Source organism: Methylobacterium sp. FW102-HT35C08, assembly GCF_058790235.1.
The window spans coordinates 4,843,366-4,865,504 of the sequence record NZ_JBYTCL010000002.1 but is presented as its reverse complement, the minus strand read 5'-3'; the positions used below and the strand labels follow the sequence as shown (position 1 = coordinate 4,865,504).

Here is a 22,139-nt window from a genome sequence, read left to right as displayed (position 1 = left end):
GGACCTCGTCGCCCGCGTTCAGGACCCGGAATACTCCCCTTCGGTCACCTGCTCCATCCATGTCACGGCCTTGCCGTCGAGACGCTCTTGGATCGCGATGTGCGTCATCGCCGTGTTCGCACTGGCGCCGTGCCAATGCTTCTCGTCCGGCTCGAACCAGACGACGTCGCCCGGTGCGATCTCCTCGATGGGGCCGCCCTCGCGCTGAACCCATCCGCGCCCGAACGTGACGATCAGCGTCTGGCCAAGCGGGTGCGTGTGCCATGCCGTCCGTGCGCCCGGTTCGAATGTCACGCTAGCCATCGCGACGCGGGCCGGATCTGGCGCGCTGTGAAGCGGATCGATCCGCACCGTACCGGTGAACCATTCACTGGGCCCCGCGCCCGAGGGTTGAGTTCCGCTGCGCTTGATGTCCATGAGACCTATCCTCCATCGTTCGCAGTAAACGTCAGAGCGACCAGCCGCCATCGACAGAGATCGATGCACCTGTGACGAACGCACCGAGGTCCGAGCACATCCAGAGGACGGCTTCGGCGATCTCCTCGGGCTTGCCGAGCCGGCCAACCGGCTCAAGGTCGATCGCCTTCTGGATGTCGCCGCCAGTGAAGCGGTCCATCATCGGCGTCTCGATGTTTCCGGGCAGGACGGCATTCACCCGGATGCCCGCCTTCGCGTAGTCAAGAGCGGCCGACTTGGTGAGGCCGATCAGGGCATGCTTCGAGGCAGCATAGCTCGCGCCGCCCGCCACGCCCCGGATACCGGCGCCGGACGAGGTGTTGACGACCACGCCGCCGCCCTGGCGCAGCATCTGCGCGATCTCGTGCTTCATGCACACGAACGTGCCGCGCAGGTTGATGCCCAGGATGCGGTCCCATTCGTCAAGGGCGATCTCGTGGACGGGCGCGGCCTTGTTCTCGACGCCGGCGTTGTTGAAGGCGCAGTCGAGGCGGCCGAACCGCTCGACGGTTTTGGCGACCGCCTCCTCGACGTCCTCCGGCACCGACACGTCGCACCGGATCGCGAGGACTTCGCTGCCCGCCGCCTCGATGTCGGTGCGAAGCTGGTCGAGTGCACCCTCCGTGCGGTCGGTGATCGCCACCCGCGCGCCTTCTCGCGCGAACGCAATGGCCGAGGCACGGCCGATGCCGCTGGCCGCGCCTGTGATGAACGCGGTTCTCCCGGTGAAGCGATGCATGTCTCGATCTCTCGGCTGATCCTGCTGGACCAGACCTAGACATCGCGCAGGCCGACGATCAGCCGCTCGGCCCTCAACGAAGCGATGAGCGGTGCTCATCGTCGGAGGACGCCGGCGCTACAGGCCGAGCGGCTTCACCTCGCGGATCACGTCTATGAAGAGTCGCAAACCTGTCGGAAGTTGGCGACGGCCGGGATAGTAGATGTGGAAGCCGGGCCCAAGAGGGGCCCAATCCGCTAGAACGACGCGAAGCTCGCCGCGAGCGATCGAGGGGCCGACGCACGCCTCCGGGAGATAGGCGAGGCCGCCGCCGGACACCGTGAGCGACAGGGCGAATTGCGTGTTGTCGAGCGTCACGGCGCCTGGGGCATCAAGCGCGATGGCCTCGTCCTTCCTCTCGAACTCCCACCGGTACAGGCTCTCGTCGCCGAGGCGAATGCGCAGGCATCGGTGAGCCGCGAGGTCACTCGGATGTTCGGGCGTGCCGTGCAGATCGAGATAGGCTGGAGAGCCGACCACGACCCAGCGCAAATCGGCGGACAGGCGTTGAGCTATCATGTCCTGAGGGACGGTCCCGCCGTAGCGGATGCCTGCATCGGCGCCGGTATCCACGACATCGAGCAGGTCGTTGGACACCCGAACGTCGATCTCGATCCTCGGGTGCCGTTCATGGAAGAGGGGCAGCACCGGGGCGAGCAGCAACGTGCTCGCATGTTCGAGCACGTTGAGGCGGATCCGTCCGGTCGCTTTCGTCGGTTCACGGTGCTGGTTGAGCACATCGAGCGCGGAGCCGATGGCCGCGAATGGCGCATCCAGCGAAACGAGCAGATCTTCTCCTGCCGCCGTGAGTGTGACGCTGCGGCTGGTGCGGTTGACGAGGCGGACGCCGAGGCGCGCCTCCATCGCCTTGAGCGCGTGGCTAAGCGCAGAGGCGCTGACGCCAAGCTCCAGACCCGCACGCCGAAAGCTTCGGTGGCGTGCGATGGCGAGGAAGGTTCCGAGATCAGCTAGTTCGGCTCGATTGATCCGCATCCGGCCAGTGGAGTGTCTGCTCGCGGGAAAGCAATTCGTATCGCGTCATGACCGCGATGGCTCGGAAGCAGCCACCTCACGCTCAACCCGAATGGGTTCAGACTCGAAGGGGATAGAGGCCTAGGGCGTCACACCGGGCGCGGCTCGTCGGGTTTCAGCTTGAGCGCCTTGGCGATCCGGGTCGACAGGCTGCCCACGATGGCCAGGGCGGCCTGGGGATCGACCCGTGCGCGCACCGCCTCCAGCGCCTCCTCGGGACCGGGCTTCATCACCGCGTAGACGAGGGTGCCCGACCCGTTGCCGCGCGACCGTTCCGCCGCGACGGAGACGAGGAAGGCCGTGTAACGTCTCCGCGGGCGACCAGGCATGTTTCCGCATGTGGCATGTCGGCTAACTATCGCCAATGCCTGATTCCGGCAGCCGCTCCGGAAGAAGCACCACTATCCTACACCAACCCGCACCGGGCTCTTCAGATCATCGCAAGGTCGATGCCGGGAAGCGGCAGCCCGTCGAGCCGCGCGCGCCAGCTTTGCCCAGAGGCGATCGGCAGCGCGTCGGTCAGGGTGCCGGTGGTGACGATCTCGCCGGCCGCGAGCGGCGGGGCGTCCAGATCGTTAGCCAGCACATCGACGAGATGGCCAAGGGCCGCGAGGGGGCCGGTGCCGAGGACGTTCCGGCCGCCGCCCCGGTCCGCGACCGCCCCGTCCCGCAGCAGGTCGACGGTGAAATTCGCGAGGCGGCCGATCCAGGCCTTCCGGTCCGCGGGGGCGATCCGCACGCGCTCGCCGACCACCAGCAGCCCGTGCAGCCCGAAGGCCGCGACCGTGTCGGGGGCCGCGAAACGCCAGCCGGGATAGAGCGACTGCACGATCTCGAAGCCGGCGGCCGCCCAGTCGAGGCAGCCGATCAGGGCCTGTGCGTCCATGCCGGGCTCGGGCGCGCGGGCCAGCCCGAACACGATCTCGGCCTCGATCCGGGGTTCCACGAAGGCCGCCAGAGCGACCGGACCCGGCAGCGCGTCCCGGTCGCGCAGGGTGGTGTCGTAGACGTGACCCCAGATCGGCGCGTGGACGCCGTAGCGGTCCCAGAGCGTCGTGTTGGTGAAGCCGATCTTGCGGCCGATGGCCCGCTCGCCCCGCGCGGCGCGCAGGCGCCGGACCTCCTCGGCTACCCGGTAGGCGGCCGGCAGGTCGAGGGCCCGATCCCACCCGGTCAGCGGCGGGATCTGGCGGCGATGCTCGTGCGCGGTCAGGATGGTCCGGGCGTGGTGCGCGGCAGAGAGAGGCTCGGTCATCGGCACCGCTTTCTTGGTTGGGCCATGTGGGGTTGGGCCAGGTGGGGTTGGGCCATGTGGCTCGGGATCCGCAGCGTCGCGCCGGAGACGCGGCGGTACGACGCGCGGGGACCATCGGCCAGGAACGGGCCGGCGACAAACCGGACCGGTCGGCCACGATCGCCCCCTGGCGGTTTCCGGCGGCCGGGCGCAGAAGGGTCCGGCCCCCGGTGAGGAACACCGCATGCGCGTTGAGCACGTCGCGATCCAGACCCGGGACGGCGTGTGCCCGACGCAGGTGGTCACGCCGGACGGCGCCGGACCCTGCCCCGCCGTGATCCTCTAAATGGATGCCGGCGGCATCCGGCCGCCCCTGGTCGACATGGCGCGGCAGCTCGCGGCCGGCGGCTACGTCGTGCTGCTGCCGGACCTGTTCTACCGCTACGGACCCTACGCGCCGTTCGTGCCCGCGGAGGTGTTCAAGGGCGACTTCCGCGCGATCCTGGGCCCGCTGATGGCCACGATCGACGCCGTCAAGGCGGCGGCGGATACCGGCGCCCTGCTCGCCTATCTCGACACGCGCGGCGACGTCGCCGGCCGGAAGGTCGGGGCGGTGGGCTTCTGCATGGGCGGCCGCATGGCGCTGACCACGGCCGCGACCTATCCCGACCGGTTCGCGGCCGCGGCGAGCTTCCACGGCGGCAATCTCGCCACCGACGATCCGGCGAGCCCCCACCGCCTCGCGCCGCAGCTGAAGGCCGAGCTCTACATCGCGGCGGCCGAGAACGACGGCAGCTACCCGCCCGAGATGGCCGAGCGGCTGGAAGGGGCGCTGTCGGCGGCGGGCACCCGCTACGGGGCGGAGACCTACCCCGCCGCGCATGGCTGGATGATGCCGGATTTCCCGGTCTACGACCGGGCCGCCGCAGCGCGCGGCTGGACGGCGATGCTGGCCCTGTTCGACCGGACGCTTTCCCGCAGCGGGTGAGCGGGGTCGCCCGCGCGGGCCGCTACCAGACCAGCCGCTCGATCACCGCGTCCGGGTGCACCGCCTGCTGCCCGAGCCAGTCCGCCACGTCGCCAAGCCGGTGGTGCTCGGCCGTGACGCCGAGTTCCTCCGCGTGGATGCCCCGGGCCACCAGCAGGCTCGCGATGCCGAAGCCCCGCGCGCCGGCGATATCGGTGCGGATCGCGTCGCCGATCGCCAGCACCCGGGCCGGATCGACGGGCGCGCCACCCAGATCACGCCCCTTGGCGAGCGCCGCCTCGTAGACCGGGCGGTGCGGCTTGCCAGCATAGACCACCGCGCCGCCGATCTCCGCGTAGGCCGCCGCGATCAGGCCCGCGCAGGGGATCAGCCGGTTGCCGCTCTCGACCACGAGATCGGGATTGGCGCAGATCAGCGTCAGCCCGCGGGCGGCGAGGCGCTCGAGCTCCGGCCGGTAATCGTCCGCGGTCTCGCTGCGGTCGTCGAACAGGCCGGTGCAGACGATCAGGTCGGCTTCCGCCTCCGGGACGAGGCTGAGATCGAGCCCCCGGAAGATGCCGAGGTCGCGCTCCGGCCCGAGATGCCGGATCCGGGCGCCGGGGCGGGCGGCGATCAGGTCGTGGGTGAGGTCGCCCGAGGTCAGGATCGCGTCGTAGGCCTCCCGCGGCACCCCGAACCGGTCGAGGATGCGGCCGACGCCGTCTCCGGGCCGGGGCGCGTTCGAGACGAGCACCACCCGGCGGGGCCGGTCGCCGGGGAGAGTACGGAAGCGGATCAGCGCCTCGCCGGCGGCCGTATGGGCCTTCTGGCCGTCATGCAGCACGCCCCAGACGTCGCAGAGGATCAGGTCGTACCGGTCGGCGATCTCGGCGAGGCCGTTCAGGGTCGGGATGGCGGTCATGATGGTCCGTGGAAATTTCTCGGGTTTCAAAAGGTCCGGGACCTTTTGCGGGTGCAGGGCGGAGCCCTGCAAGCGGGCGAAGCCCGTTCAGAGGCCAGGGCTCCGCCCCGGCAACCCGCCAGAGGCCGCGGCCCTTTGGAAACCCGTTACCGGCGTTGCGGGCCCAGCCGGTGCTCGGCGAAGAAGTCGAGCATGGCGCGGGAGGCGTCGGGTCCCTCGCGATCCGTGTAGCTGCCCTCCGGGCGGCCGCCCGACCAGGCGTGGCCGGCGCCGCGCACCCGCCAATCCTCGACCACGGCCCGGCCGGTCTCGTCCAGGTAGCGGGTGCGGGTGAAGGGATGGCCGCGACCCTCGATGGTCTCGGACCGCGCCGTCAGCCCGGCGATGCTCGCCTGCGCGAGGACCTGATCGGCGTTGCGCACGCTCACCGTGCCGTCATCCTCGCCGTGGAAGACGATCGTCGGCACCCGCGTCGCCGCGGCCGGGGCGCCGAACGGCGTCGTCGTGCCGAGACCCGGCGCGCCGACCTGCATGGCCATCAGCGCCGAGCCGAGATCGCGGGCGCAGCCGGCCGCGAGGCCCGAATGGACGCCCACGGCGGCGTAGAGGTCCGGATAGGCGCGGGCGATGTTGAGGGCGGCCGCGCCCCCCGCCGACAGGCCGGCGATGTAGACCCGGGCCGGGTCGATCGGATGTTCGGCCATCACCGCGCGGGTGAGCCCCGCGATGATCGCCGGCTCGCCGGAGCCGCGGGCCTGGTCCCGCGGCTCGTACCAGTTCCAGCAGCGCTGCGCGTGGGCCTGACGGCTCTGGGCCGGATAGGCAACGAACACGCCCGCACGCTCGGCCAGGGCGTTCATGCCGGTGCCGGCGGCGAAATCGTCCGGGTTCTGCGTGCAGCCGTGCAGCATCACGATCAGCGGCGCCGACGCCTCCGGATGGCTTGGGATGAACAGCTTGTAGTCGCGGCTGCCGGCGGCATCGGTGTAGCTCAAAGGCACGAAGCCGCTGCCGGCGGCCGATTTCCGCTCGTCGGCCGGCGCGGGCTGCCGCAGGGGATGACCGAGGCCCTTCAGCACCGGCGCGAGGCCGCGCACGACCTGACCGACCACCTCGCCCATCACCTCGCGCACCCGGGCGCCGGATTCCGGCGCGGCACTCCGCGCGGTCTCGGCCCGGTTCTCGCCGGCGGGGGTGGTGGCGGGGGGCGCAGCCTTCTGACCCGCGAGGCTGCGCTGGATCAGGGCGGTCGCCTCCTCCAGGCGACCGAGGCCGGTGAGGCGGGTGGCCTCGATCATGTCGGTGAACGGCGAAGCGCCGCCCTTCTCGTCGCGGCTGCCGAAATCCTCGGTCATGCGTGCGCGCCTCGTTGCCTCAGGATTGCTGCCGCGGTCAGGCCCGGCACGTCTGCGCCGCCGCAGGGCCGATCCTCACCCGCTCGCCAGATGGGACGTCGGCCCCGTATTGTGCATTGCAATAAACGCCGATGTGCGCTGCGGCAACAGCCCCCGGCGCAACCCTGCGGTCTCCTGATCCGGCGTCACGCGGAGAGGTCGGCGGATCAGGCGGGGTCGTCCGCGCCGATGTAATCGGCCCAGATCGCGGCGGGACCGAGGCTGGCCCGGAAGCTGTCGTGACGGGCGCGCTCCGCCTCGGTCAGCCGGCTGCGGTAGGGGCGGGGCGTTGCGGAACTCGTCTGTCGCGCCGCCGATCCGGCGACGGGAGCGGCGACCTCCGCCGCGAGCAGCCCGAGGCTGGTCTGCTTGCCGCCGAGCAGCTCGACATAGACCTCCGCGAGGATCTGCGCGTCGAGGAGCGCCCCGTGCTTGGTGCGCTTGGTGTTGTCGATGCCGTAGCGGGAGCAGAGGGCGTCGAGATTGTTGGCCGCCCCCGGGTGCTTGCGCCGGGCCATCGGCAGGGTGTCGACCACGTCCTCCAACCGGATCGGCGGCGGGGCGCGGTCCCCGAGCCGCGCGTATTCCATGTTGAGGAAGCCGACGTCGAAGGGCGCGTTGTGGATGACGAGGCGCCCGTCGGCGAGGAAGTCCAGCAGCTCGCCGACGATCTCGGCGAAGACCGGCTTGTCGGACAGGAACGCGTCGGACAGGCCGTGGACGTTGAACGCACCCTCGGAGACCGCCCGCTGCGGGTTGCAGTAGCGGTGGAAGGTCCGGCCCGTGGGGATGTGGTTGAGGAGCTCGACGGCGCCGATCTCGATCAGCCGGTCGCCGCCCTTCGCCTCCGTGCCGGTGGTCTCGGTGTCGAGGACGATCTCGCGCAGCATGGGTCTCGCGGCTCGCAGGTGAGAGACGGATTCTAGCCCGATAGCCCGGCGCGGTTAAGCTCCCGTGCCTCTCACCGCAGGGCAGTTGCTCCAGCGAAGGTTATGCCGAGACCGATCACGGTCGCACAAGCTCGGTCTGCCGGTCACCGGGACATGTTGCGGTAGACGCAGACGCGGCCCTGGTCCTCGTACCCGGCCGGACAGGCGGTGACGCAGGCGCCCGCGGCGAATTTCTTCGGCGGCGGGCAGGCAGTGGCGTACTGGGCCTGGGCAGGTGCGGCGGGCAGCGCCAGCATGGCAGCCAGGATCGTCGCCACGACGCCGCCGGAGCGAACCGGACCGATCCTTCTGAAACGCCGCGCCATGCCGTCTATCCTGCGCTCGGTTCACCCCCGCACTGCACCTGCAGATAGGCAAGGGCGCGGCCGGATCACCCGCCGGCCCGGTGCGGCGGCGCACGCCTCTCCGTGAGCGCGGCCACGATCCGCGCCACCGCGGCCTCGGCGGCGGGGAAACCCCGGCTCGTGTCGATGACGAAATCCGCCCGGGCGCGCTTCTCGGCATCGGGCATCTGCTTGGCCAGGATCGCCGCGAAGGCCGCTTCATCCATGCCGGGACGGGCCAGGACCCGGGCGCGCTGAATTTCGGGCGGGGCGCTCACCACGGCGACCGCGTCGCAGCGGCCCGCGCCGCCGGTCTCGTAGAGGAGCGGGATGTCGAGGACGACGAGGGGCGCGTCCGCGTACCGGGCCAGGAAGTCCGTGCTCGCCGCCCGGACCAGCGGGTGGACGATCGCCTCCAGGGCCGCCATCCGGTCCGGTGCGTCGAGCACGGCGGCGCGCAGCCGGGTTCGGTCGACGCCGCCTTCCGCGTCGAGCACGCCGGGAAAGGTCTGTCCGATCGCCGCCGCGGCCGCGCCGCCGGGCCCGTAGAAGGCGTGGACGGCGGCGTCGGCGTCGTGGACCGGGACGCCGAGCCGCGCGAACATCGCCGCGGTGGCCGACTTGCCCATGCCGATCGAACCGGTCAGCCCGAGGATGACGGGCCCGGAACCGGCCTTCGGCCTCATCGGGTGAGATCCGGCCTTCGGCCTCATGGTGCGAGATCCGCCACGATCCGGTCGCGCAGGGCCGGGGTGACCGCGGGGCGCAGGCCGAACCAGGCTTCGAAGCCCGGCACCGCCTGGTGCAGCAGCATACCGAGCCCGTCCACGGCCGCGAGCCCGCGCCGGCGCGCGGCGGCGAGGAGGTCCGTCTCCAGGGGCGCGTAGACGATATCGGCCACGGCCGCGTCCGCCGGCATCGGGGCGAGGTCGAGGACGAGGGGCGGCTGCCCCTTCATGCCGAGCGCCGTGGTGTTGACCAGGAGCCCGGCCCCCGCCAGCGCCGCCGGCAGGTCGTCCCAGGCGAGGGGTTCGCCGATGCCCGGCGCCAGGGCCGCCACCGCCTCGGCCCGGGACGCCGTGCGGTTGGCAACCCGGATGCGCCGGACCCCGCGCTCGGCGAGGCCGACCACGATCGCCCGCGCGGCGCCGCCGGCCCCGAGCACCACGGCGGTGCCGCCCGCGCGCTCCGGCCAGGCCGCGCCCAGGCTCTGGTCGAGATGGGCGCAGAAGCCCGGCGCGTCGGTGTTGTCGCCGCGGATCCGGCCGTCGGGTTCGACCACCAGGGTGTTGACCGCCCCGATTGCTTTCGCCCGCGGCGTGAGCGTGTCGGCCAACGCGAAGGCCGCCTCCTTGTGGGGGATGGTGACGTTGCCGCCCCGGTAGCCGGAGGCGGGCAGGGCCCGGACGAACGCCGAGAATGCCTCCGGTGCCACGTCCAGGCGCTCGTAGGAGCCGGAAATGCCGTGCTCGGCGAGCCAGTGGCCGTGGATCAGCGGCGAGCGCGAATGCGCGATCGGGTGGCCGACCACGAAGGCGCGGCGCTCGGTGCCGCGCGCGTCAGGCAGAGCGCTCGGAGACTCGCTCATGCCGCGCAATCCTGCGCGAGGCGGCAGGCCGGGCCGCCGGCCTCCTCGATCTGCAGGGTCGCGTGGCCGATGCCGAAACGCGCGCGCAGGCCCTCGGCGGTCTCGGCGAGGAAGCCGTTGCCGGGCAGGCGGTGGGCCTGATGACCCTCTGCCATCACGAGATGGACCGTCAGGGCGACGCTGGTGGTGCTCATGGGCCAGATATGCAGGTCGTGGAGGCCGGCGACGCCGGGCCGGCCGAGGAGGAAGCCCGTCACCGCGTCCGGGGAGATCTCCGGCGGCACGGCGTCGAGGGACATGGCCACGCTGTCGCGCAGCAGGCCCCAGGTCGCCCAGACGACCAGGGCCGCGATCACGAGGCTGACCGCCGGGTCGAGCCAAGCGAGGCCGGTGAGCTGGATCACGAGGCCGGCCACCACGACGCCGGCCGAGACCGCGGCATCGGCCGCCATGTGCAGGAAGGCGCCGCGGACGTTGATGTCGCCCTTGGCGCCGCTGGCGAACAGCCACGCGGTCAGGCCGTTCACCAGGATCCCGATCGCGGCCACTACCATCACGGTCGTGCCCGCCACGGGCTCGGGGTGGACCAGCCGGACCAGCGCCTCCCAGATCACCGCCCCCATGGCGATCAGCAGGAACACGGCGTTGAACAGGGCGGCCAGGATCGAGGAGCCGCGATAGCCGTAGGTGAAGCGTGCGGTGGCCCGCCGGCGCACCAGGATGGCGGCGATCCAGGCCGCCGCGAGACCCAGAACGTCCGACAGGTTGTGGCCGGCATCGGCCACGAGGGACATGGAGTTGCTGAGGTAGCCGTAGGCCGCCTCGACCACCACGAAGGCGGTGTTGAGCACGATGCCGATGGCGAAGGCCGTGCCGAAATCCTTTGGCGCGTGTGCGTGCGCGTGGCCGCCATGGGCATGACCGCCGTGCCCGTGGCTGCCGTGTGAATGGCCGCCATGCGAATGGTCGTGTCCGGCCAAAAGCTGCTCCTTCAGAAGGCCAAGTAGCCGGCGGCGCGCAGGCGGGCGAGGAGCGGCAGCAGCGGCAGGCCCAGCACGGTGCTGTGGTCCCCGGCCACCGATTCGAACAGGTGGATCCCCGGCCCTTCGAGCTGGTAGCCGCCGACGCTCGCCCGCACGCGCTCCGCGCCGGCGCACTCCACATAGGCCGCGATCGCCCGGTCATCGAGGGGGCGCAGGGTCAGCCGGGCGGTCTCCACGAAGGCGTCCCGCACCGCCCCGGCCAGGACCACGGCGGAATGCAAGGCGTGGGTCCGGCCGGACAGGCGGGCGAGCTGCGCCCGGGCGGCCTCGGCATCGGCCGGTTTGTGGAACACGGTGCCGTCGCAATCGAGCACTTGGTCGGCGCCGAGCACGACCCGCCCCGGGAAGCGTGCCGCCACCGCTTCGGCCTTGGCGCGGGCGAGCACCAGGGCGAGTTCGGGCGGGGACAGGCCGGCGCGCGCCGCCTCCAGGGCGCGCTCGTCGACATCGGGCGACGCGATCTCGACCGGCAGGGCGGCGCTCTCCAGCAGGAGGCGCCGGGTCGGGCTGGTCGAGGCGAGGAGGAGCGGGGCCGAGCCGGTCCAGGGCGAGCGGGGCATCGCGCCAGTGTCACGGATCCGGGCGTGTGTGCAAGCCGGGCTGCGACGAGCCCCGCCGCCGGGATCGACCGGGCGGCGGGGCTGTCGCGGCGCCGATACGCAACCTGGCGCCCGAATAGGACCTTGGCAGGGACCGGTTAGGAGACAGTCAACGGGTGTATTGCCCAGCCGCTGGTTTTCGTACCGCGGCGGGACAGAGGCAGAGGCGCACCGGCCGTCCGACCCACCACCTCATCCTGAGGTGCCGGAGCGCAGCGGAGGCCTCGAAGGAGGCCTCCAGACAGCGCCGCGAGCCCCGGAGCCCTCCTTCGAGGCGGCTTCGCCGCGTCTCAGGATGAGGGTGCGGGTTGGGATGGCCGTTGACCGCCGCCTCAGGTGTTCATCGAGTCGAAGAAGTCGCCGTTGCTCTTGGTCTGGCGCAGCTTGTCGAGCAGGAACTCGATCGCGTCGGTGACGCCCATCGGGTTGAGGATGCGGCGCAGCACGTAGGTCTTCTTGAGCGAATCCGGCGGGACCAGCAGCTCCTCCTTGCGGGTGCCGGAGCGGGTGATGTCGATCGCCGGGAAGATGCGCTTGTCGGAGACCTTGCGGTCCAGGATGATCTCGGAATTGCCGGTGCCCTTGAACTCCTCGAAGATCACCTCGTCCATGCGCGAGCCGGTGTCGATCAGCGCGGTGGCGATGATCGAGAGCGAGCCGCCCTCCTCGATGTTGCGGGCGGCGCCGAAGAAGCGCTTGGGCCGCTGCAGGGCGTTGGCGTCCACGCCGCCGGTCAGCACCTTGCCGGAGGACGGCACCACCGTGTTGTAGGCGCGGCCGAGGCGGGTGATGGAATCCAGCAGGATCACCACGTCGCGCCCGTGCTCCACGAGGCGCTTGGCCTTCTCGATCACCATCTCGGCGACCTGCACGTGGCGGGTGGCCGGCTCGTCGAAGGTCGAGGCGATGACCTCGCCCTTCACCGAGCGCTGCATGTCGGTGACCTCCTCGGGCCGCTCGTCGATGAGCAGCACGATCAGGTAGCACTCGGGATGGTTCAAGGTGATCGACTGGGCGATGTTCTGCATCAGCACGGTCTTACCCGTGCGCGGCGGCGCCACGATCAGGGCGCGCTGGCCCTTGCCGATCGGTGCCACGATGTCGATGATCCGCGGCGAGAAGTCCTTCTTGGTCGGGTTGTCCAGCTCGAGCTTGAAGCGCTTCGTCGGGAAGAGCGGCGTCAGGTTGTCGAAGTGGACCTTGTGCTTGATCTTCTCGGGGTTCTCGAAGTTGATCGTGTTGACCTTGAGCAGCGCGAAGTAGCGCTCGCCGTCCTTGGGGCCGCGGATCGGGCCCTCGACGGTGTCGCCGGTCCGCAGGCCGAAGCGGCGGATCTGGGTCGGCGAGATGTAGATGTCGTCCGGGCCAGGCAGGTAGTTCGAGTCGGAGGAGCGCAGGAAGCCGAAGCCGTCCTGCAGCACCTCGACGGTGCCCGAGCCGATGATCTCGACCTCCTTGGCAGCGAGCTGCTTCAGGATCGCGAACATCAGCTCCTGCTTGCGCATGGTCGAGGCGTTCTCGACCTCGACCTCCTCGGCGAAGGCCGTCAGGTCGGTCGGCGTCTTCGACTTGAGGTCCTGGAGCTTGACCTCGCGGACGCCGACGAGGGCGGCCGGCATCTCGGCCGGCTCCACGGTCTCGATATCGGCGAGGTCGTCGGGGTGTGGCGTCATGGGGTGTCTTGCAACCGACGAAGAAGGTGGGAGGGCCGGTTCTGTGCCAAGCACCCGGGGGACGGGCGCTGAAGGGCGGGCCGCGCTGCGGCGAGGGGCCCGTGGATCAGGGTGGCGAAACCGATTTGGCAGGACCCTCAAGGCTCACGGGCGCGCTGCGGCGCAGACCTTGTGATGAGGGCCCCGCACAGATAACGCCTTTTTTCCCCGACCTCAAGGCCCCCGCGCGGCCCGCTTCCGGGGCTCGCCGCGACGCTCCGCCGGCGCTAGACAGGCCGACGCCGGGAGACGGCTTTCGGGCCGGTTCCGGAACCGTGCCGGCGCGCGACCGTTGCCCGTCCCGGCGCTGCACTGCAGCAGATCTCCGCCCTGAAAGCCCCGCCCGACTCCCATGCGCGACGACGTCACCGGACGCACCCTGACCACGCACGAGCCGCGCCGGATCCCGTGGCTCGACATCGTCTTCGGCTTCGGCCCGATGGTGCCGATCGCGGTCGGCGCCGCCGCGGCGTGGTGGCTGAACGGGCAGCCCCTCGATTATCTGGTGGCCCTGTTCACCCTGCTCTACGCGGCCTCGATCCTGCTGTTCCTGGCCGGTGTCCACCGGGGCGTCAGCTTCCGGACCGAGGGCGGCCCGCAGGCCTCGCAGATCGTGACGATGCTGGTCCTGTACGCGCTCGGCCTGTTCAGCCTGTTCGCCGCGGTGATGGGCAAGGCCGTGCCGGCGCTGGCGATGCTGATCCTCGGCTACGCCCTGATCGGGATCCTCGACCCGATCGCGGCGCGCTCCGGCGAGGTGCCGCTCGCCCATGCCCGGCTGCGGCCCCTGCAGATGCCGATCGCCGTCATCAGCCTCGCGGCCCTGCTCTGGCTCAAGCTGACGGCGCCGTACTGATCGACCCCGCTTCCGCACCGTCATCCCGGGGCCGCGCAGCGCAGCCTGGGATCCAGACACGCCGGCGCGCCGGATCCTGACACCCAAGCGCCCTGGCCCCATGACGGTACGTCCCGTGCGCGATAGCGGCGATGGCCTTGCGCCGAGAGCCTTCGGAAACCGAATTCCCCTTTCCGATCGCATGCTCTAGAGCCCGGCCCCAGGATCTCCGCCCGGCGGAGACGACTCAGATCCGATGCCGGACCCAGGCTCCGGGTCCGCGGGAAGCGAACGCGCGCACATGTCCAAGGCCGACACACCTAAGGCCGAGAAGGCCGAGACCCTGAAGCCCCGCCTGCCGCGTGGCTTCGTCGACCGGCGCGCCGGCGAGATCGCCGCGCAGGGCCGGATGCTGGAGACGATCCGCAAGAGCTTCGAGCTCTACGGCTTCGAGGCCCTGGAGACGCCTTTCGTCGAGTACACCGAGGCTCTGGGCAAGTTCCTGCCCGACCTCGACCGCCCGAACGCCGGCGTGTTCTCGTTCCAAGACGACGACGAGGCGTGGCTGTCGCTCCGCTACGACCTGACGGCGCCGCTCGCCCGGTTCGTGGCCGAGCACTACGACGCCCTGCCCAAGCCCTATCGCAGCTACCGGACCGGCTACGTGTTCCGCAATGAGAAGCCGGGGCCGGGCCGCTTCCGCCAGTTCATGCAGTTCGACGCCGACATCGTCGGCGCTGGCAGCGTCGCGGCCGATGCCGAGACCTGCATGCTGATGGCCGACACGCTGAACCGCCTCGGGCTCGGCGGCCAGTACGTGGTCAAGGTCAACAACCGGAAGGTGCTCGACGGCGTCATGGAGGCGATCGGGCTCGCCGGTCCCGACAAGGCCGGCCAGCGCCTCACGGTCCTGCGGGCGATCGACAAGCTCGACCGGCTCGGCGTCGACGGGGTGCGCGACCTCCTCGGCGCCGGCCGCAAGGACGAGAGCGGCGACTTCACCAAGGGCGCGGGCCTCGACGCCACGGCGGTCGGCCGGATCCTCGCCTACGTGTCGTTCCAGGCCGATGCCGCGGATGGCGCCGACAAGGTGGCGTTCTGGGAGAAGTTCTTCGCCGGCTGGCACGACGCGGTCGGCGATTCGGAGACCGGCCGGGAGGGCATCGCCGAACTGCACGCGATCATGCGCCTCTGCGCCGCCGCCGGCTACGGCCACGACGTGATCCGGGCTGATCCGAGCGTGGTGCGCGGCCTCGAATACTACACCGGCCCGGTCTACGAGGCCGAGCTGACGTTTCCCGTCACCAACGAGGACGGCCAGACCGTGCGCTTCGGCTCAGTGGCGGGCGGCGGGCGCTACGACGGCCTCGTCGGGCGGTTCCGGGCCGAGCCGGTGCCGGCCACCGGCTTCTCGATCGGCGTCTCACGGCTGTTTTCGGCGCTCCAGCTCGTGGGCAGCCCCCTGATCGCCGGTGCCGAGGCGCCCGGACCGGTGGTGGTGCTGGTCCTCGACCGGGAGAACATGGCCGATTACCAGCGGCTCGTCGCGCTCCTGCGCGCCGACGGCATCCGGGCCGAGCCCTACCTCGGCGCCGCCGGCATGAAGGCACAGATGAAGTACGCCGACCGCCGCCGCGCCCCGGTGGCCATCATCCAGGGCTCGAACGAGCGCCTGGCCGGCGAGGTCCAGATCAAGGACCTGATCGCGGGCGCCCAGGCGGCCGAGTCCATCGCCAGCAACGCCGAGTGGAAGGCGGCGCGGCCCGCGCAGGTCTCGTGCCCCGAGGCCGACATGGTGGCGCAGGTCCGCGCCGTGCTGGCCCGGCATTTTCCGTCAACGGAGATCTGAGACACGCGCGCATCGAACCGCACATCGAACGCAGGGGCTCCGGCGGCGTTGTCGTCGGTCGATGCCGTGGAGATGGCGGGATGCGCACGAAGATCCTCATCCTGTCCTTCGGCCTGATCTGCGCCGGCGCAGGACCCGCCTGGGCCGCCCGGCCGGTCCTCGACCGGCTGCCCAGCGCCGTCGCGCAGGCCACCCCCGGGACCGGAAGCGCGCCGATCTTGAGCGCCGGGATCGCCGGGGCGCCCGCCGTGACCGTGCTTGCCCGCCGCAAGCCGGCCCGGCGTCCGCGCGGGGCGCGCCTCGGCAGCCTCCGGCCGCTCTGAGCCGGTCACGTCCTTGATTCCGTAGCGGATATCGGGTCCCGGCGCGGGACTGCGCAGTCCTGCGCGGCGCGCCGGCCCGGTGCCGCCGCGCTGCGTGTCGCCAAGTCCGGTCGCGGTTGCTACAGAGCGCCCGCGAGGTGGATTGCGATGACACGACCGGAGGCGGGCGAGACGGGGGCGGGGGACGCGGCGCGCGCGCGGATCTCCGCCCATCTGGCGGCGGCGGGCTACCGGCCGGTGACGCCGCCGGTGCTGCAGCCCCTCGAGCCGTTCCTGGAATTGTCGGGCGAGGATATCCGCCGGCGGATCTTCGTCACCCAGGATGCGGGCGGGGCCGAGCTGTGCCTGCGGCCGGAATTCACCATTCCGGTCTGCCGTCTGCACCGGGCCGAGGCCGACGGCCGGGCGGCCGATTACAGCTATTGCGGCCCGGTCTTCCGGCTCGCCGCCGACGAGCCCGACGAATTCTTCCAGGCCGGCATCGAGTCGATCGGGCGCACCGACACGCCGGCGGCCGACGCCGAGGTACTGGGCCTCGCCCTGGAGGGCCTCGCGCTGTTCGGCCGGACCGACCCGGCGGTGCGGCTCGGCGATATGGGTCTGACCGTGGCGCTCCTCGACGGCCTCGCGGTTCCGCCCGCCGCCAAGCGTCGGACGCTCCGGGCACTGGCCGCCGGGCGTACGCTCGATGCCGTGACCAACGGCGCCGAGGGCACCCGTCCCGAGGATCCCCATGCCGGCCTGCTGGCGGCGATCCAGGGCCAGGACCCGCGCGGGGTGCGCGCCTTCGTGGAGGACGTGCTGGCCATCGCCGGGATCTCGGCGGTGGGCGGGCGCAGCGCCGGCGAGATCGCCGAGCGCTTCCTCGCCAAGGCCTCCGCGCAGGCCCATGGCGGGGCCGGGCTCAACGCCGAGAACCGCGCGCTCCTCGACCGCTACCGAGCGATCGCCGGCCATCCGGACGCGGCCGCCCGCGACCTGCGGGCGCTGGTCGCCGACGCGGCCATCCGGCACGATGCCCTTTCGGCCGCCCTCGACCTGTTCGAGGAGCGCACCGGCTTCATCGCGGCCCGCGGCCTGCCGATCGAGCGCTTCCGCTTCCAGGGCGGCTTCGCCCGCAATCTCGACTACTACACTGGCTTCATCTTCGAGGTGACGGAAGGCGAGGGTCCGACCCTGGTCGGCGGTGGCCGCTACGACGGCCTGCTCGGCCATCTCGGCAGCCCGGCGCCGCTGCCGGCGGTCGGCTGCACCTTCTGGATCGAGCGCGTGGCGGGAGCCGGCCGATGAGTGCCTCGGACGCGGCCGCCATGCCGCTGATCCTCGCCGTCCCGTCCAAGGGCCGCCTGCAGGAGAATGCCAGCGCGTTCTTCGGCCGGGCCGGGCTGAAGCTCGCGCAGGGCGCCGGCGCCCGCGACTACCGGGGCAAGCTCTTGGGCGTCCCCGACGTCGAGGTGCGCTACCTCTCGGCCTCGGAGATCGCCGCGCAGCTCGCCTCGGGCGCCGCCCATCTCGGCGTCACCGGCGAGGACCTGATCCGCGAGACCCTCCCGGACGTGCGCGGCCAGGTGGAGCTGCTGACGCCGCTCGGCTTCGGCAACGCCACCGTGGTGGTGGCGGTCCCGCAGGCCTGGATTGACGTGCGCGACATGTCCGACCTCGACGAGGTTGCGGCCGGCATGCGGACCCGCCACGGGCGGCGCCTCCGCGTGGCCACCAAATACGTCAACCTGACCCGCCGGTTCTTCGCCGAGAAGGGCGTCGCCGATTACCGGATCGTCGAGAGCCTGGGCGCCACCGAGGGGGCGCCGGCGGCGGGCTCGGCCGAGATCGTGGTCGATATCACTACCACGGGGGCGACGCTCTCGGCCAACGCGCTGAAGGTGCTGGACGACGGCATCATCCTGCGCTCGGAGGCCAATCTCGTCGCGTCGCTCAAGGCCCCCTGGGGCGAGGGCCAGCGGGCGGCCCTTCGCACCGTGCTCGGCCGCATCGCCGCCGAGGAGCACGCCCGGACCACCCGCGAGGTGCGCGCCGCCCTGCCGGAGAGCGGCACCATCGACCTCGCCACGATCGCGGGCCTGCACGAGGCCGAGCTGCCCTACGGCGCGCCGAAGGGTCCGGAGGGCGAGATCGTCCTGCGCTGCCGGGAGGCCGCGGTGTTCGACCTCGCGGGCGCCCTGGTCGAGGCCGGCGCGCGGGCCGTCACGGTGCGGCGGGTCGACTACGCCTTCGCGGCCGAGAACCCGCTGGCGGAGCGGCTCCTGGCGCGGCTCTGAGACCGCCGCGCCATGGAGCTGAAATGGCTCGAGGATTTCCTGAGCCTCGCGCGCACCGGCAGCTTCTCGCGCTCCGCGGTCGAGCGCCACGTCACGCAGCCGGCCTTCGGCCGCCGCATCCGGGCGCTCGAGGGCTGGCTCGGCGTCGCGCTGGTCGACCGCAGCACCTACCCGACCGCCCTGACGCCGGAGGGGCGGCTGTTCCTGGAGACCGCCGAGGAGACCGTGCGGCGGCTCCACGGCAGCCGCGACGCGCTCCGCGCCCGGATCCGGCCGCCGCCACGGACCGTGTCGGTGGCGGCGCTCCACACCCTGGCGCTGACCGTCTTCCCGCGCTGGTTCCGGGACGTCGAGGCTCGCACCGGGCCGCTCGGCAGCCGGCTGCTGCCGGACGATTTCCACGCCTGCGTGCAGGCGCTGGCCGAGGGCGGCTACGACCTGCTGCTGACCTACCACCATCCCCTGGTGCCGATCCCCCTCGACCCGGCGGCCTTCCCGCACCTCGCCATCGGCCGGGACAGCCTCGTGCCGGTGCACCGGCCGGGACCGGCCGCGGACCGGCCCGGGCTCGGCTATCCCCGGGACTCGTTCCTGGGCCGGGTCGCGGCGCTGGCCGGTGACGGGGCGGCCGTCGCCCACGTCAACGAGAACGCCATGGCGGAGGCCCTGAAGTTCATGGTCCTCGCGGGCCACGGCCGCGCCTGGCTGCCCGAGAGCCTCGTCGCCCGCGAGCTCGCCGAGGGCAGCCTCGTGGCCGCCGGGCCGGGCACGGCGCTGGAGATCCGGCTGTACCGCCGGGCCGGGCGCGGCGGCGCGGTCGAGGCGGTCTGGGCCGCGGCCGCCGCCCTGGCGGCCGAACCCTAGGCACCGCCGCCGGCGCCCGGTGCCGGATCGGCATGGCCGATGCCGACACGGCATTGGATTCCCGCCCCGCCGCGGCCCATCAGGGCAGCCGCGACGGTCGGAGGCGGCGATGCTCGGTGTACTCGGCGGGATGGGCCCGATGGCCACGGTGGACTTCCTGGCCAAGCTCGTGCGGGCGACGCCCGCGGGGCGCGACCAGGACCACATCCCGACCCTGGTCTGCTCGGCCGTGGACATCCCCGACCGCGCCGACGCGATCCTGGGCACCGGACCGGACCCGCTGCCGGCAATGCGCGCCGCCCTGGCGCGGCTCGAGGCCGGCGGCGCCACCCGGATCGCGATCCCCTGCAACACCGCCCATCACTGGCACGCGGCGCTGCAGGCCGGGACCGGCCTGCCGATCCTCCACATCGTCGACGCCGTGGCCGAGACCCTGGCACGGACCGGGATCGGGACCGGCGGCCGGATCGGCCTGCTCGCCACCGACGGCACCCTGCGGGCCGGGCTCTACCGGGAGCAGCTGGCTTTGCGCGGAGTCGCGTGCCGCGCGCCCGGTCCGGAGGATCAGGCCGCCGTGGCGGCGGCGATCCGCCTGGTGAAGGCGCACCGGGTGGCCGAGGCGCGGCCGCTCCTGGAGGCGCAGGTCCGGGCGCTGGCGGAGGCCGGCTGTGATCGGGTGGTGATGGCCTGTACGGAGATCCCGATCGCGCTCGTCGGGAGCGACCCGTCGGGCCTGCTGGTAGACGCCACCGAGGCGCTGGCGCGCGCCTGCGTGGCGGCGTGCCGGCCGGATCGCGGGGACGCCGCCGCGGCGCTGCCGCGCGCGGCCTGATCGGGCGCCCTTTACGGACCCTGCTTGGCGAATTCCGACAGCACCCCGCGCAGGACCTTGAGCCGAGTCTCGTAGGCGGCTTTGAGGCAGGCGACGTCGCCGCCGCAGGCCTGCCGCTCCTTGAGCCACGCCTCCTGGTCGTCGCGCAGCTTCCCCTGGCCGCCCATCGGCAGCACGCTCTTCAGGATCTCGAACCGGGTTGCCATCTCGACGTCCCGGTCGTTGAGCGGGAGATGGGCGCAGATCGCCCGCTCGTCGGGCGCCTCGGCCTTGTCGCACGGGAAGCTCGCGGCCCGGACGGGGGGCGGAGCGAGGGTCGTCAGCGCGGAGAGGGCCAGGGCGAGGACGAGCGGCTTCGACATGGTCCGCCAACGGCCCGCCGGCGGAAAGGCTCCGCGCGAAGCGGCGGCAGAGTAAACCGGTCCGGGATCACAGGATCCCGGGATCAGAGGCCCGGCTTGACGATCGCCAGGATGACGATTCCGATCATCAGCAGCGTCGGCACCTCGTTGAGCACCCGGTAGAACTTGTGACCGCGGGTGTTCCGGTCGGCGGCGAAATCCTTGACCATCCGGGCGAGCCAGCCGTGGATCCCCGACATTGCCAGGACCAGCCCGAACTTCGCCTGCAGCCAGACGCTCGCGTAGAAGCCGCTCATCCCGGCGAGCGTGAGCCCGAACACCCAGGTGGCGATCATGGCCGGGTTCATGATCGCCTTGAGCAGGCGCCGCTCCATGACCTTGAAGGTTGCCGATTGCGCCTCAGAGCCCGGCGGCAAGCTCGCGTGGTAGACGAACAGCCGCGGCAGGTAGAGCATCCCGGCCATCCAGGCGATCAGGCTGATGACGTGGCCGGCCTTGATCCAGTCGTACAGCACCCGTCCGGCCTCAGCCCTGGCCGCGCAGCCGCGCGAGCATCCGCTCGACATGGGCCACCGGCGTCTGCGGCGTGATGCCGTGGCCGAGGTTGAAGATGTGCGGCAGACCGGCGGTCGCCGCCAGCACCGCGTCCACCGCCGCGTCGAGGGCGGCGCCGCCTTCGATCAGCGTGTCCGGATGCAGGTTGCCCTGCGTCACCGTCGTGGCCGGCACCCGTGCCCGCAGGGCCCGCAGGTCCACGCCCCAATCGACCCCGACCGCGTCGGCGCCGGTCTCCGGCACCACCCGGGCATGGCCGTCGAGGCCCGAGCCGCGGGCGAAGACGATGATCTTGGCCCGCGGCACCCGGGCACGGACCCCCGCAACCATCCGGGCGATCGGCTGCAGCGACCAGCGGGTGAGGGCATCGGCGGCGGGCGCGTCCGGCAGCGCGCTCTCAGACACATCGCCGACGGGCTCGACGACCCCACCGGAGGCCGGCACCGCGCGCGGCAGGGTGCCGGCATGGGATTCGAAGATCTGCACCGCGTCGGCGCCGGCCTCGAGCTGGCGCACGAGGTAGTCGGTCTGCACCGTGACGAGGCGGTCGATCAGGGCGTCGACCAGGGCGGTGTCACCCTCGGCCAGCGCCCGCGCGGGGGCGAGATCCGGCGTGCCGCGGCCGCCAATCATGTAGCTCGCCACCGTCCAGGGCGCGCCGCAGAAGCCGAGCAGCGTGGTCTCGCCGGGCAGCTCCGCGCGCAGCCGCGTCACCGTCTGGAAGACCGGGGCGAGATGGGTCATGACTGCCGGATCGCCGGCCTCGCGCAGCCGCGCGAACGCGTCCCGTCCGTCGAGCGGGTCGAGGCGCGGGCCCTCGCCCTCGACGAAGCGTACGTCCTGGCCGAGCGCGTGGGGGACGACGAGGATGTCGGAGAACAGAATCGCCGCGTCGAAGCCGAAGCGCCGGATCGGCTGGAGCGTCACCTCGACGGCGAAGTCCGGGCTGTAGCAGAGGTCGAGGAACGAGCCGGCTTCCGCTCGGGTCGCCCGGTATTCCGGCAGGTAGCGCCCGGCCTGGCGCATCATCCAGGCGGGGGGCGGCCCGATCGCCTCGCCCTCGAGGACGCGCAGCACCTTGCGCTCCGACGTCGTCCCGGACGTCTTCCGCTCGGGCTCGCGCTCCGTCCCCGTCATGGCCGTTCCCATCCCGTATTCCTCACCCCGCATGCCCGTCGGCGGGCGTCCTGTCGAGTCGAGGCGCGCCGATCCCCACACAGGCCCCTTCGAAAAGATAAGAGA

At 72.0% G+C, this 22,139-nt stretch carries 25 protein-coding genes; 8 read left to right on the top strand and 17 right to left on the bottom strand.

What is annotated here, in order from left to right; translation table 11 throughout:
• Positions 1–18: 18 nt before the first annotated feature.
• The 5 genes from AC3WSN_RS23015 to AC3WSN_RS22995 all read right to left on the bottom strand — a co-directional run bounded on the left by AC3WSN_RS23015 (position 19) and on the right by AC3WSN_RS22995 (position 3,521).
• Entirely contained in the window at positions 19–417 is a 399-nt protein-coding gene (locus tag AC3WSN_RS23015) for a (R)-mandelonitrile lyase (RefSeq protein WP_192710435.1), read from the bottom strand.
• A gap of 31 nt (positions 418–448) precedes the next feature.
• Positions 449–1,195 (bottom strand): SDR family NAD(P)-dependent oxidoreductase, encoded by a 747-nt coding sequence (locus tag AC3WSN_RS23010; RefSeq protein ID WP_492541115.1) that lies wholly within the window; start codon positions 1,193–1,195, stop codon positions 449–451.
• Positions 1,196–1,312: 117 nt separating this feature from the next.
• Positions 1,313–2,227 carry a LysR family transcriptional regulator gene (locus AC3WSN_RS23005; protein ID WP_492541113.1) on the bottom strand — a complete coding sequence of 305 codons (915 nt, stop codon included), beginning with the start codon at positions 2,225–2,227 and terminating at the stop codon, positions 1,313–1,315.
• A gap of 128 nt (positions 2,228–2,355) precedes the next feature.
• Entirely contained in the window at positions 2,356–2,595 is a 240-nt protein-coding gene (locus tag AC3WSN_RS23000; protein ID WP_192710438.1) for a hypothetical protein, read from the bottom strand.
• Positions 2,596–2,696: 101 nt separating this feature from the next.
• Positions 2,697–3,521 carry a 2-keto-4-pentenoate hydratase gene (locus AC3WSN_RS22995; RefSeq protein ID WP_492541111.1) on the bottom strand — a complete coding sequence of 275 codons (825 nt, stop codon included), beginning with the start codon at positions 3,519–3,521 and terminating at the stop codon, positions 2,697–2,699.
• A gap of 325 nt (positions 3,522–3,846) precedes the next feature.
• Here AC3WSN_RS22995 and AC3WSN_RS22990 point away from each other — a divergent pair, with 325 nt between their 5' ends.
• The gene (locus AC3WSN_RS22990) at positions 3,847–4,488 is read left to right on the top strand and encodes a dienelactone hydrolase family protein (RefSeq protein ID WP_492541109.1); all 642 of its coding nucleotides are present in this window, start codon (positions 3,847–3,849) and stop codon (positions 4,486–4,488) included.
• 22 nt (positions 4,489–4,510) lie between these two features.
• Here AC3WSN_RS22990 and AC3WSN_RS22985 read toward each other — a convergent pair whose 3' ends face one another.
• The 9 genes from AC3WSN_RS22985 to rho form a co-directional block, all read right to left on the bottom strand.
• Complete coding sequence (locus AC3WSN_RS22985) at positions 4,511–5,389, bottom strand: TIGR01459 family HAD-type hydrolase (RefSeq protein ID WP_492541107.1); 879 nt, start codon at positions 5,387–5,389, stop codon at positions 4,511–4,513.
• Between the two features lie 146 nt (positions 5,390–5,535).
• Positions 5,536–6,744: an extracellular catalytic domain type 1 short-chain-length polyhydroxyalkanoate depolymerase gene (locus AC3WSN_RS22980; protein ID WP_492541105.1), complete on the bottom strand. Its 1,209-nt coding sequence runs from the start codon at positions 6,742–6,744 to the stop codon at positions 5,536–5,538.
• Between the two features lie 206 nt (positions 6,745–6,950).
• Positions 6,951–7,673, bottom strand: a complete 723-nt coding sequence (gene dnaQ / locus AC3WSN_RS22975) for a DNA polymerase III subunit epsilon (protein ID WP_238195968.1) — start codon at positions 7,671–7,673, stop codon at positions 6,951–6,953.
• A 143-nt stretch (positions 7,674–7,816) separates the two neighbouring features.
• A complete protein-coding gene (locus tag AC3WSN_RS22970; protein ID WP_192710444.1) occupies positions 7,817–8,038 on the bottom strand; it encodes a hypothetical protein in 222 nt (73 codons plus the stop codon).
• 65 nt (positions 8,039–8,103) lie between these two features.
• Positions 8,104–8,742 (bottom strand): dephospho-CoA kinase, encoded by a 639-nt coding sequence (gene coaE, locus AC3WSN_RS22965; RefSeq protein ID WP_492541102.1) that lies wholly within the window; start codon positions 8,740–8,742, stop codon positions 8,104–8,106.
• 23 nt (positions 8,743–8,765) lie between these two features.
• The gene (locus tag AC3WSN_RS22960) at positions 8,766–9,644 is read right to left on the bottom strand and encodes a shikimate dehydrogenase (protein WP_492541100.1); all 879 of its coding nucleotides are present in this window, start codon (positions 9,642–9,644) and stop codon (positions 8,766–8,768) included.
• Complete coding sequence (locus AC3WSN_RS22955) at positions 9,641–10,624, bottom strand: cation diffusion facilitator family transporter (RefSeq protein WP_192710447.1); 984 nt, start codon at positions 10,622–10,624, stop codon at positions 9,641–9,643. The genes AC3WSN_RS22960 and AC3WSN_RS22955 overlap by 4 nt, the downstream gene beginning before the upstream one ends.
• A gap of 11 nt (positions 10,625–10,635) precedes the next feature.
• Entirely contained in the window at positions 10,636–11,247 is a 612-nt protein-coding gene (locus AC3WSN_RS22950; RefSeq protein WP_492541098.1) for a Maf family protein, read from the bottom strand.
• A 371-nt stretch (positions 11,248–11,618) separates the two neighbouring features.
• Entirely contained in the window at positions 11,619–12,959 is a 1,341-nt protein-coding gene (gene rho / locus AC3WSN_RS22945; protein WP_192710449.1) for a transcription termination factor Rho, read from the bottom strand.
• A 391-nt stretch (positions 12,960–13,350) separates the two neighbouring features.
• Here rho and AC3WSN_RS22940 point away from each other — a divergent pair, with 391 nt between their 5' ends.
• From AC3WSN_RS22940 to cuyB, 7 genes are all read left to right on the top strand, one after another.
• Positions 13,351–13,854 carry a DUF3429 domain-containing protein gene (locus AC3WSN_RS22940; protein WP_492541096.1) on the top strand — a complete coding sequence of 168 codons (504 nt, stop codon included), beginning with the start codon at positions 13,351–13,353 and terminating at the stop codon, positions 13,852–13,854.
• A gap of 280 nt (positions 13,855–14,134) precedes the next feature.
• The gene (hisS, locus tag AC3WSN_RS22935) at positions 14,135–15,682 is read left to right on the top strand and encodes a histidine--tRNA ligase (RefSeq protein ID WP_492541094.1); all 1,548 of its coding nucleotides are present in this window, start codon (positions 14,135–14,137) and stop codon (positions 15,680–15,682) included.
• Positions 15,683–15,762: 80 nt separating this feature from the next.
• A complete protein-coding gene (locus AC3WSN_RS22930; RefSeq protein ID WP_492541092.1) occupies positions 15,763–16,005 on the top strand; it encodes a hypothetical protein in 243 nt (80 codons plus the stop codon).
• Positions 16,006–16,152: 147 nt separating this feature from the next.
• On the top strand, positions 16,153–17,295 hold the full coding sequence (locus tag AC3WSN_RS22925; RefSeq protein WP_492541090.1) for an ATP phosphoribosyltransferase regulatory subunit: 1,143 nt from the start codon (positions 16,153–16,155) through the stop codon (positions 17,293–17,295).
• The gene (hisG, locus tag AC3WSN_RS22920; RefSeq protein ID WP_492541088.1) at positions 17,292–18,284 is read left to right on the top strand and encodes an ATP phosphoribosyltransferase; all 993 of its coding nucleotides are present in this window, start codon (positions 17,292–17,294) and stop codon (positions 18,282–18,284) included. Before AC3WSN_RS22925 ends, hisG begins: the two co-directional genes overlap by 4 nt.
• 12 nt (positions 18,285–18,296) lie before the next feature.
• Positions 18,297–19,148, top strand: coding sequence for a LysR family transcriptional regulator (locus tag AC3WSN_RS22915; RefSeq protein WP_492541086.1), 852 nt, complete (start codon positions 18,297–18,299; stop codon positions 19,146–19,148).
• Between the two features lie 109 nt (positions 19,149–19,257).
• On the top strand, positions 19,258–19,980 hold the full coding sequence (gene cuyB, locus AC3WSN_RS22910) for a cysteate racemase (RefSeq protein ID WP_492541084.1): 723 nt from the start codon (positions 19,258–19,260) through the stop codon (positions 19,978–19,980).
• Positions 19,981–19,991: 11 nt separating this feature from the next.
• Here cuyB and AC3WSN_RS22905 read toward each other — a convergent pair whose 3' ends face one another.
• The 3 genes from AC3WSN_RS22905 to AC3WSN_RS22895 form a co-directional block, all read right to left on the bottom strand.
• Positions 19,992–20,342, bottom strand: coding sequence for a lysozyme inhibitor LprI family protein (locus AC3WSN_RS22905; RefSeq protein WP_192710457.1), 351 nt, complete (start codon positions 20,340–20,342; stop codon positions 19,992–19,994).
• An 83-nt stretch (positions 20,343–20,425) separates the two neighbouring features.
• A complete protein-coding gene (hemJ, locus tag AC3WSN_RS22900) occupies positions 20,426–20,857 on the bottom strand; it encodes a protoporphyrinogen oxidase HemJ (RefSeq protein WP_192710458.1) in 432 nt (143 codons plus the stop codon).
• 10 nt (positions 20,858–20,867) lie between these two features.
• Entirely contained in the window at positions 20,868–22,034 is a 1,167-nt protein-coding gene (locus AC3WSN_RS22895; protein WP_492541081.1) for a uroporphyrinogen decarboxylase, read from the bottom strand.
• Positions 22,035–22,139 lie beyond the last annotated feature (105 nt).

Coding starts and splice junctions, on each gene's coding strand:
- AC3WSN_RS22980 (WP_492541105.1), bottom strand. CDS start 6,744: ATGACCGAGGATTTCGGCAGCCGCGACGAGAAGGGCGGCGCTTCGCCG.
- hisS (WP_492541094.1), top strand. CDS start 14,135: ATGTCCAAGGCCGACACACCTAAGGCCGAGAAGGCCGAGACCCTGAAG.
- AC3WSN_RS22990 (WP_492541109.1), top strand. CDS start 3,847: ATGGATGCCGGCGGCATCCGGCCGCCCCTGGTCGACATGGCGCGGCAG.
- AC3WSN_RS22995 (WP_492541111.1), bottom strand. CDS start 3,521: ATGACCGAGCCTCTCTCTGCCGCGCACCACGCCCGGACCATCCTGACC.
- AC3WSN_RS23010 (WP_492541115.1), bottom strand. CDS start 1,195: ATGCATCGCTTCACCGGGAGAACCGCGTTCATCACAGGCGCGGCCAGC.
- AC3WSN_RS22950 (WP_492541098.1), bottom strand. CDS start 11,247: ATGCCCCGCTCGCCCTGGACCGGCTCGGCCCCGCTCCTCCTCGCCTCG.
- AC3WSN_RS23005 (WP_492541113.1), bottom strand. CDS start 2,227: ATGCGGATCAATCGAGCCGAACTAGCTGATCTCGGAACCTTCCTCGCC.
- AC3WSN_RS22930 (WP_492541092.1), top strand. CDS start 15,763: ATGCGCACGAAGATCCTCATCCTGTCCTTCGGCCTGATCTGCGCCGGC.
- AC3WSN_RS23000 (WP_192710438.1), bottom strand. CDS start 2,595: ATGCCTGGTCGCCCGCGGAGACGTTACACGGCCTTCCTCGTCTCCGTC.
- AC3WSN_RS22915 (WP_492541086.1), top strand. CDS start 18,297: ATGGAGCTGAAATGGCTCGAGGATTTCCTGAGCCTCGCGCGCACCGGC.
- AC3WSN_RS22970 (WP_192710444.1), bottom strand. CDS start 8,038: ATGGCGCGGCGTTTCAGAAGGATCGGTCCGGTTCGCTCCGGCGGCGTC.
- cuyB (WP_492541084.1), top strand. CDS start 19,258: ATGCTCGGTGTACTCGGCGGGATGGGCCCGATGGCCACGGTGGACTTC.
- coaE (WP_492541102.1), bottom strand. CDS start 8,742: ATGAGGCCGAAGGCCGGTTCCGGGCCCGTCATCCTCGGGCTGACCGGT.
- AC3WSN_RS22960 (WP_492541100.1), bottom strand. CDS start 9,644: ATGAGCGAGTCTCCGAGCGCTCTGCCTGACGCGCGCGGCACCGAGCGC.
- dnaQ (WP_238195968.1), bottom strand. CDS start 7,673: ATGCTGCGCGAGATCGTCCTCGACACCGAGACCACCGGCACGGAGGCG.
- AC3WSN_RS22905 (WP_192710457.1), bottom strand. CDS start 20,342: ATGTCGAAGCCGCTCGTCCTCGCCCTGGCCCTCTCCGCGCTGACGACC.
- AC3WSN_RS23015 (WP_192710435.1), bottom strand. CDS start 417: ATGGACATCAAGCGCAGCGGAACTCAACCCTCGGGCGCGGGGCCCAGT.
- AC3WSN_RS22985 (WP_492541107.1), bottom strand. CDS start 5,389: ATGACCGCCATCCCGACCCTGAACGGCCTCGCCGAGATCGCCGACCGG.
- rho (WP_192710449.1), bottom strand. CDS start 12,959: ATGACGCCACACCCCGACGACCTCGCCGATATCGAGACCGTGGAGCCG.
- AC3WSN_RS22940 (WP_492541096.1), top strand. CDS start 13,351: ATGCGCGACGACGTCACCGGACGCACCCTGACCACGCACGAGCCGCGC.
- AC3WSN_RS22895 (WP_492541081.1), bottom strand. CDS start 22,034: ATGACGGGGACGGAGCGCGAGCCCGAGCGGAAGACGTCCGGGACGACG.
- AC3WSN_RS22925 (WP_492541090.1), top strand. CDS start 16,153: ATGACACGACCGGAGGCGGGCGAGACGGGGGCGGGGGACGCGGCGCGC.
- hisG (WP_492541088.1), top strand. CDS start 17,292: ATGAGTGCCTCGGACGCGGCCGCCATGCCGCTGATCCTCGCCGTCCCG.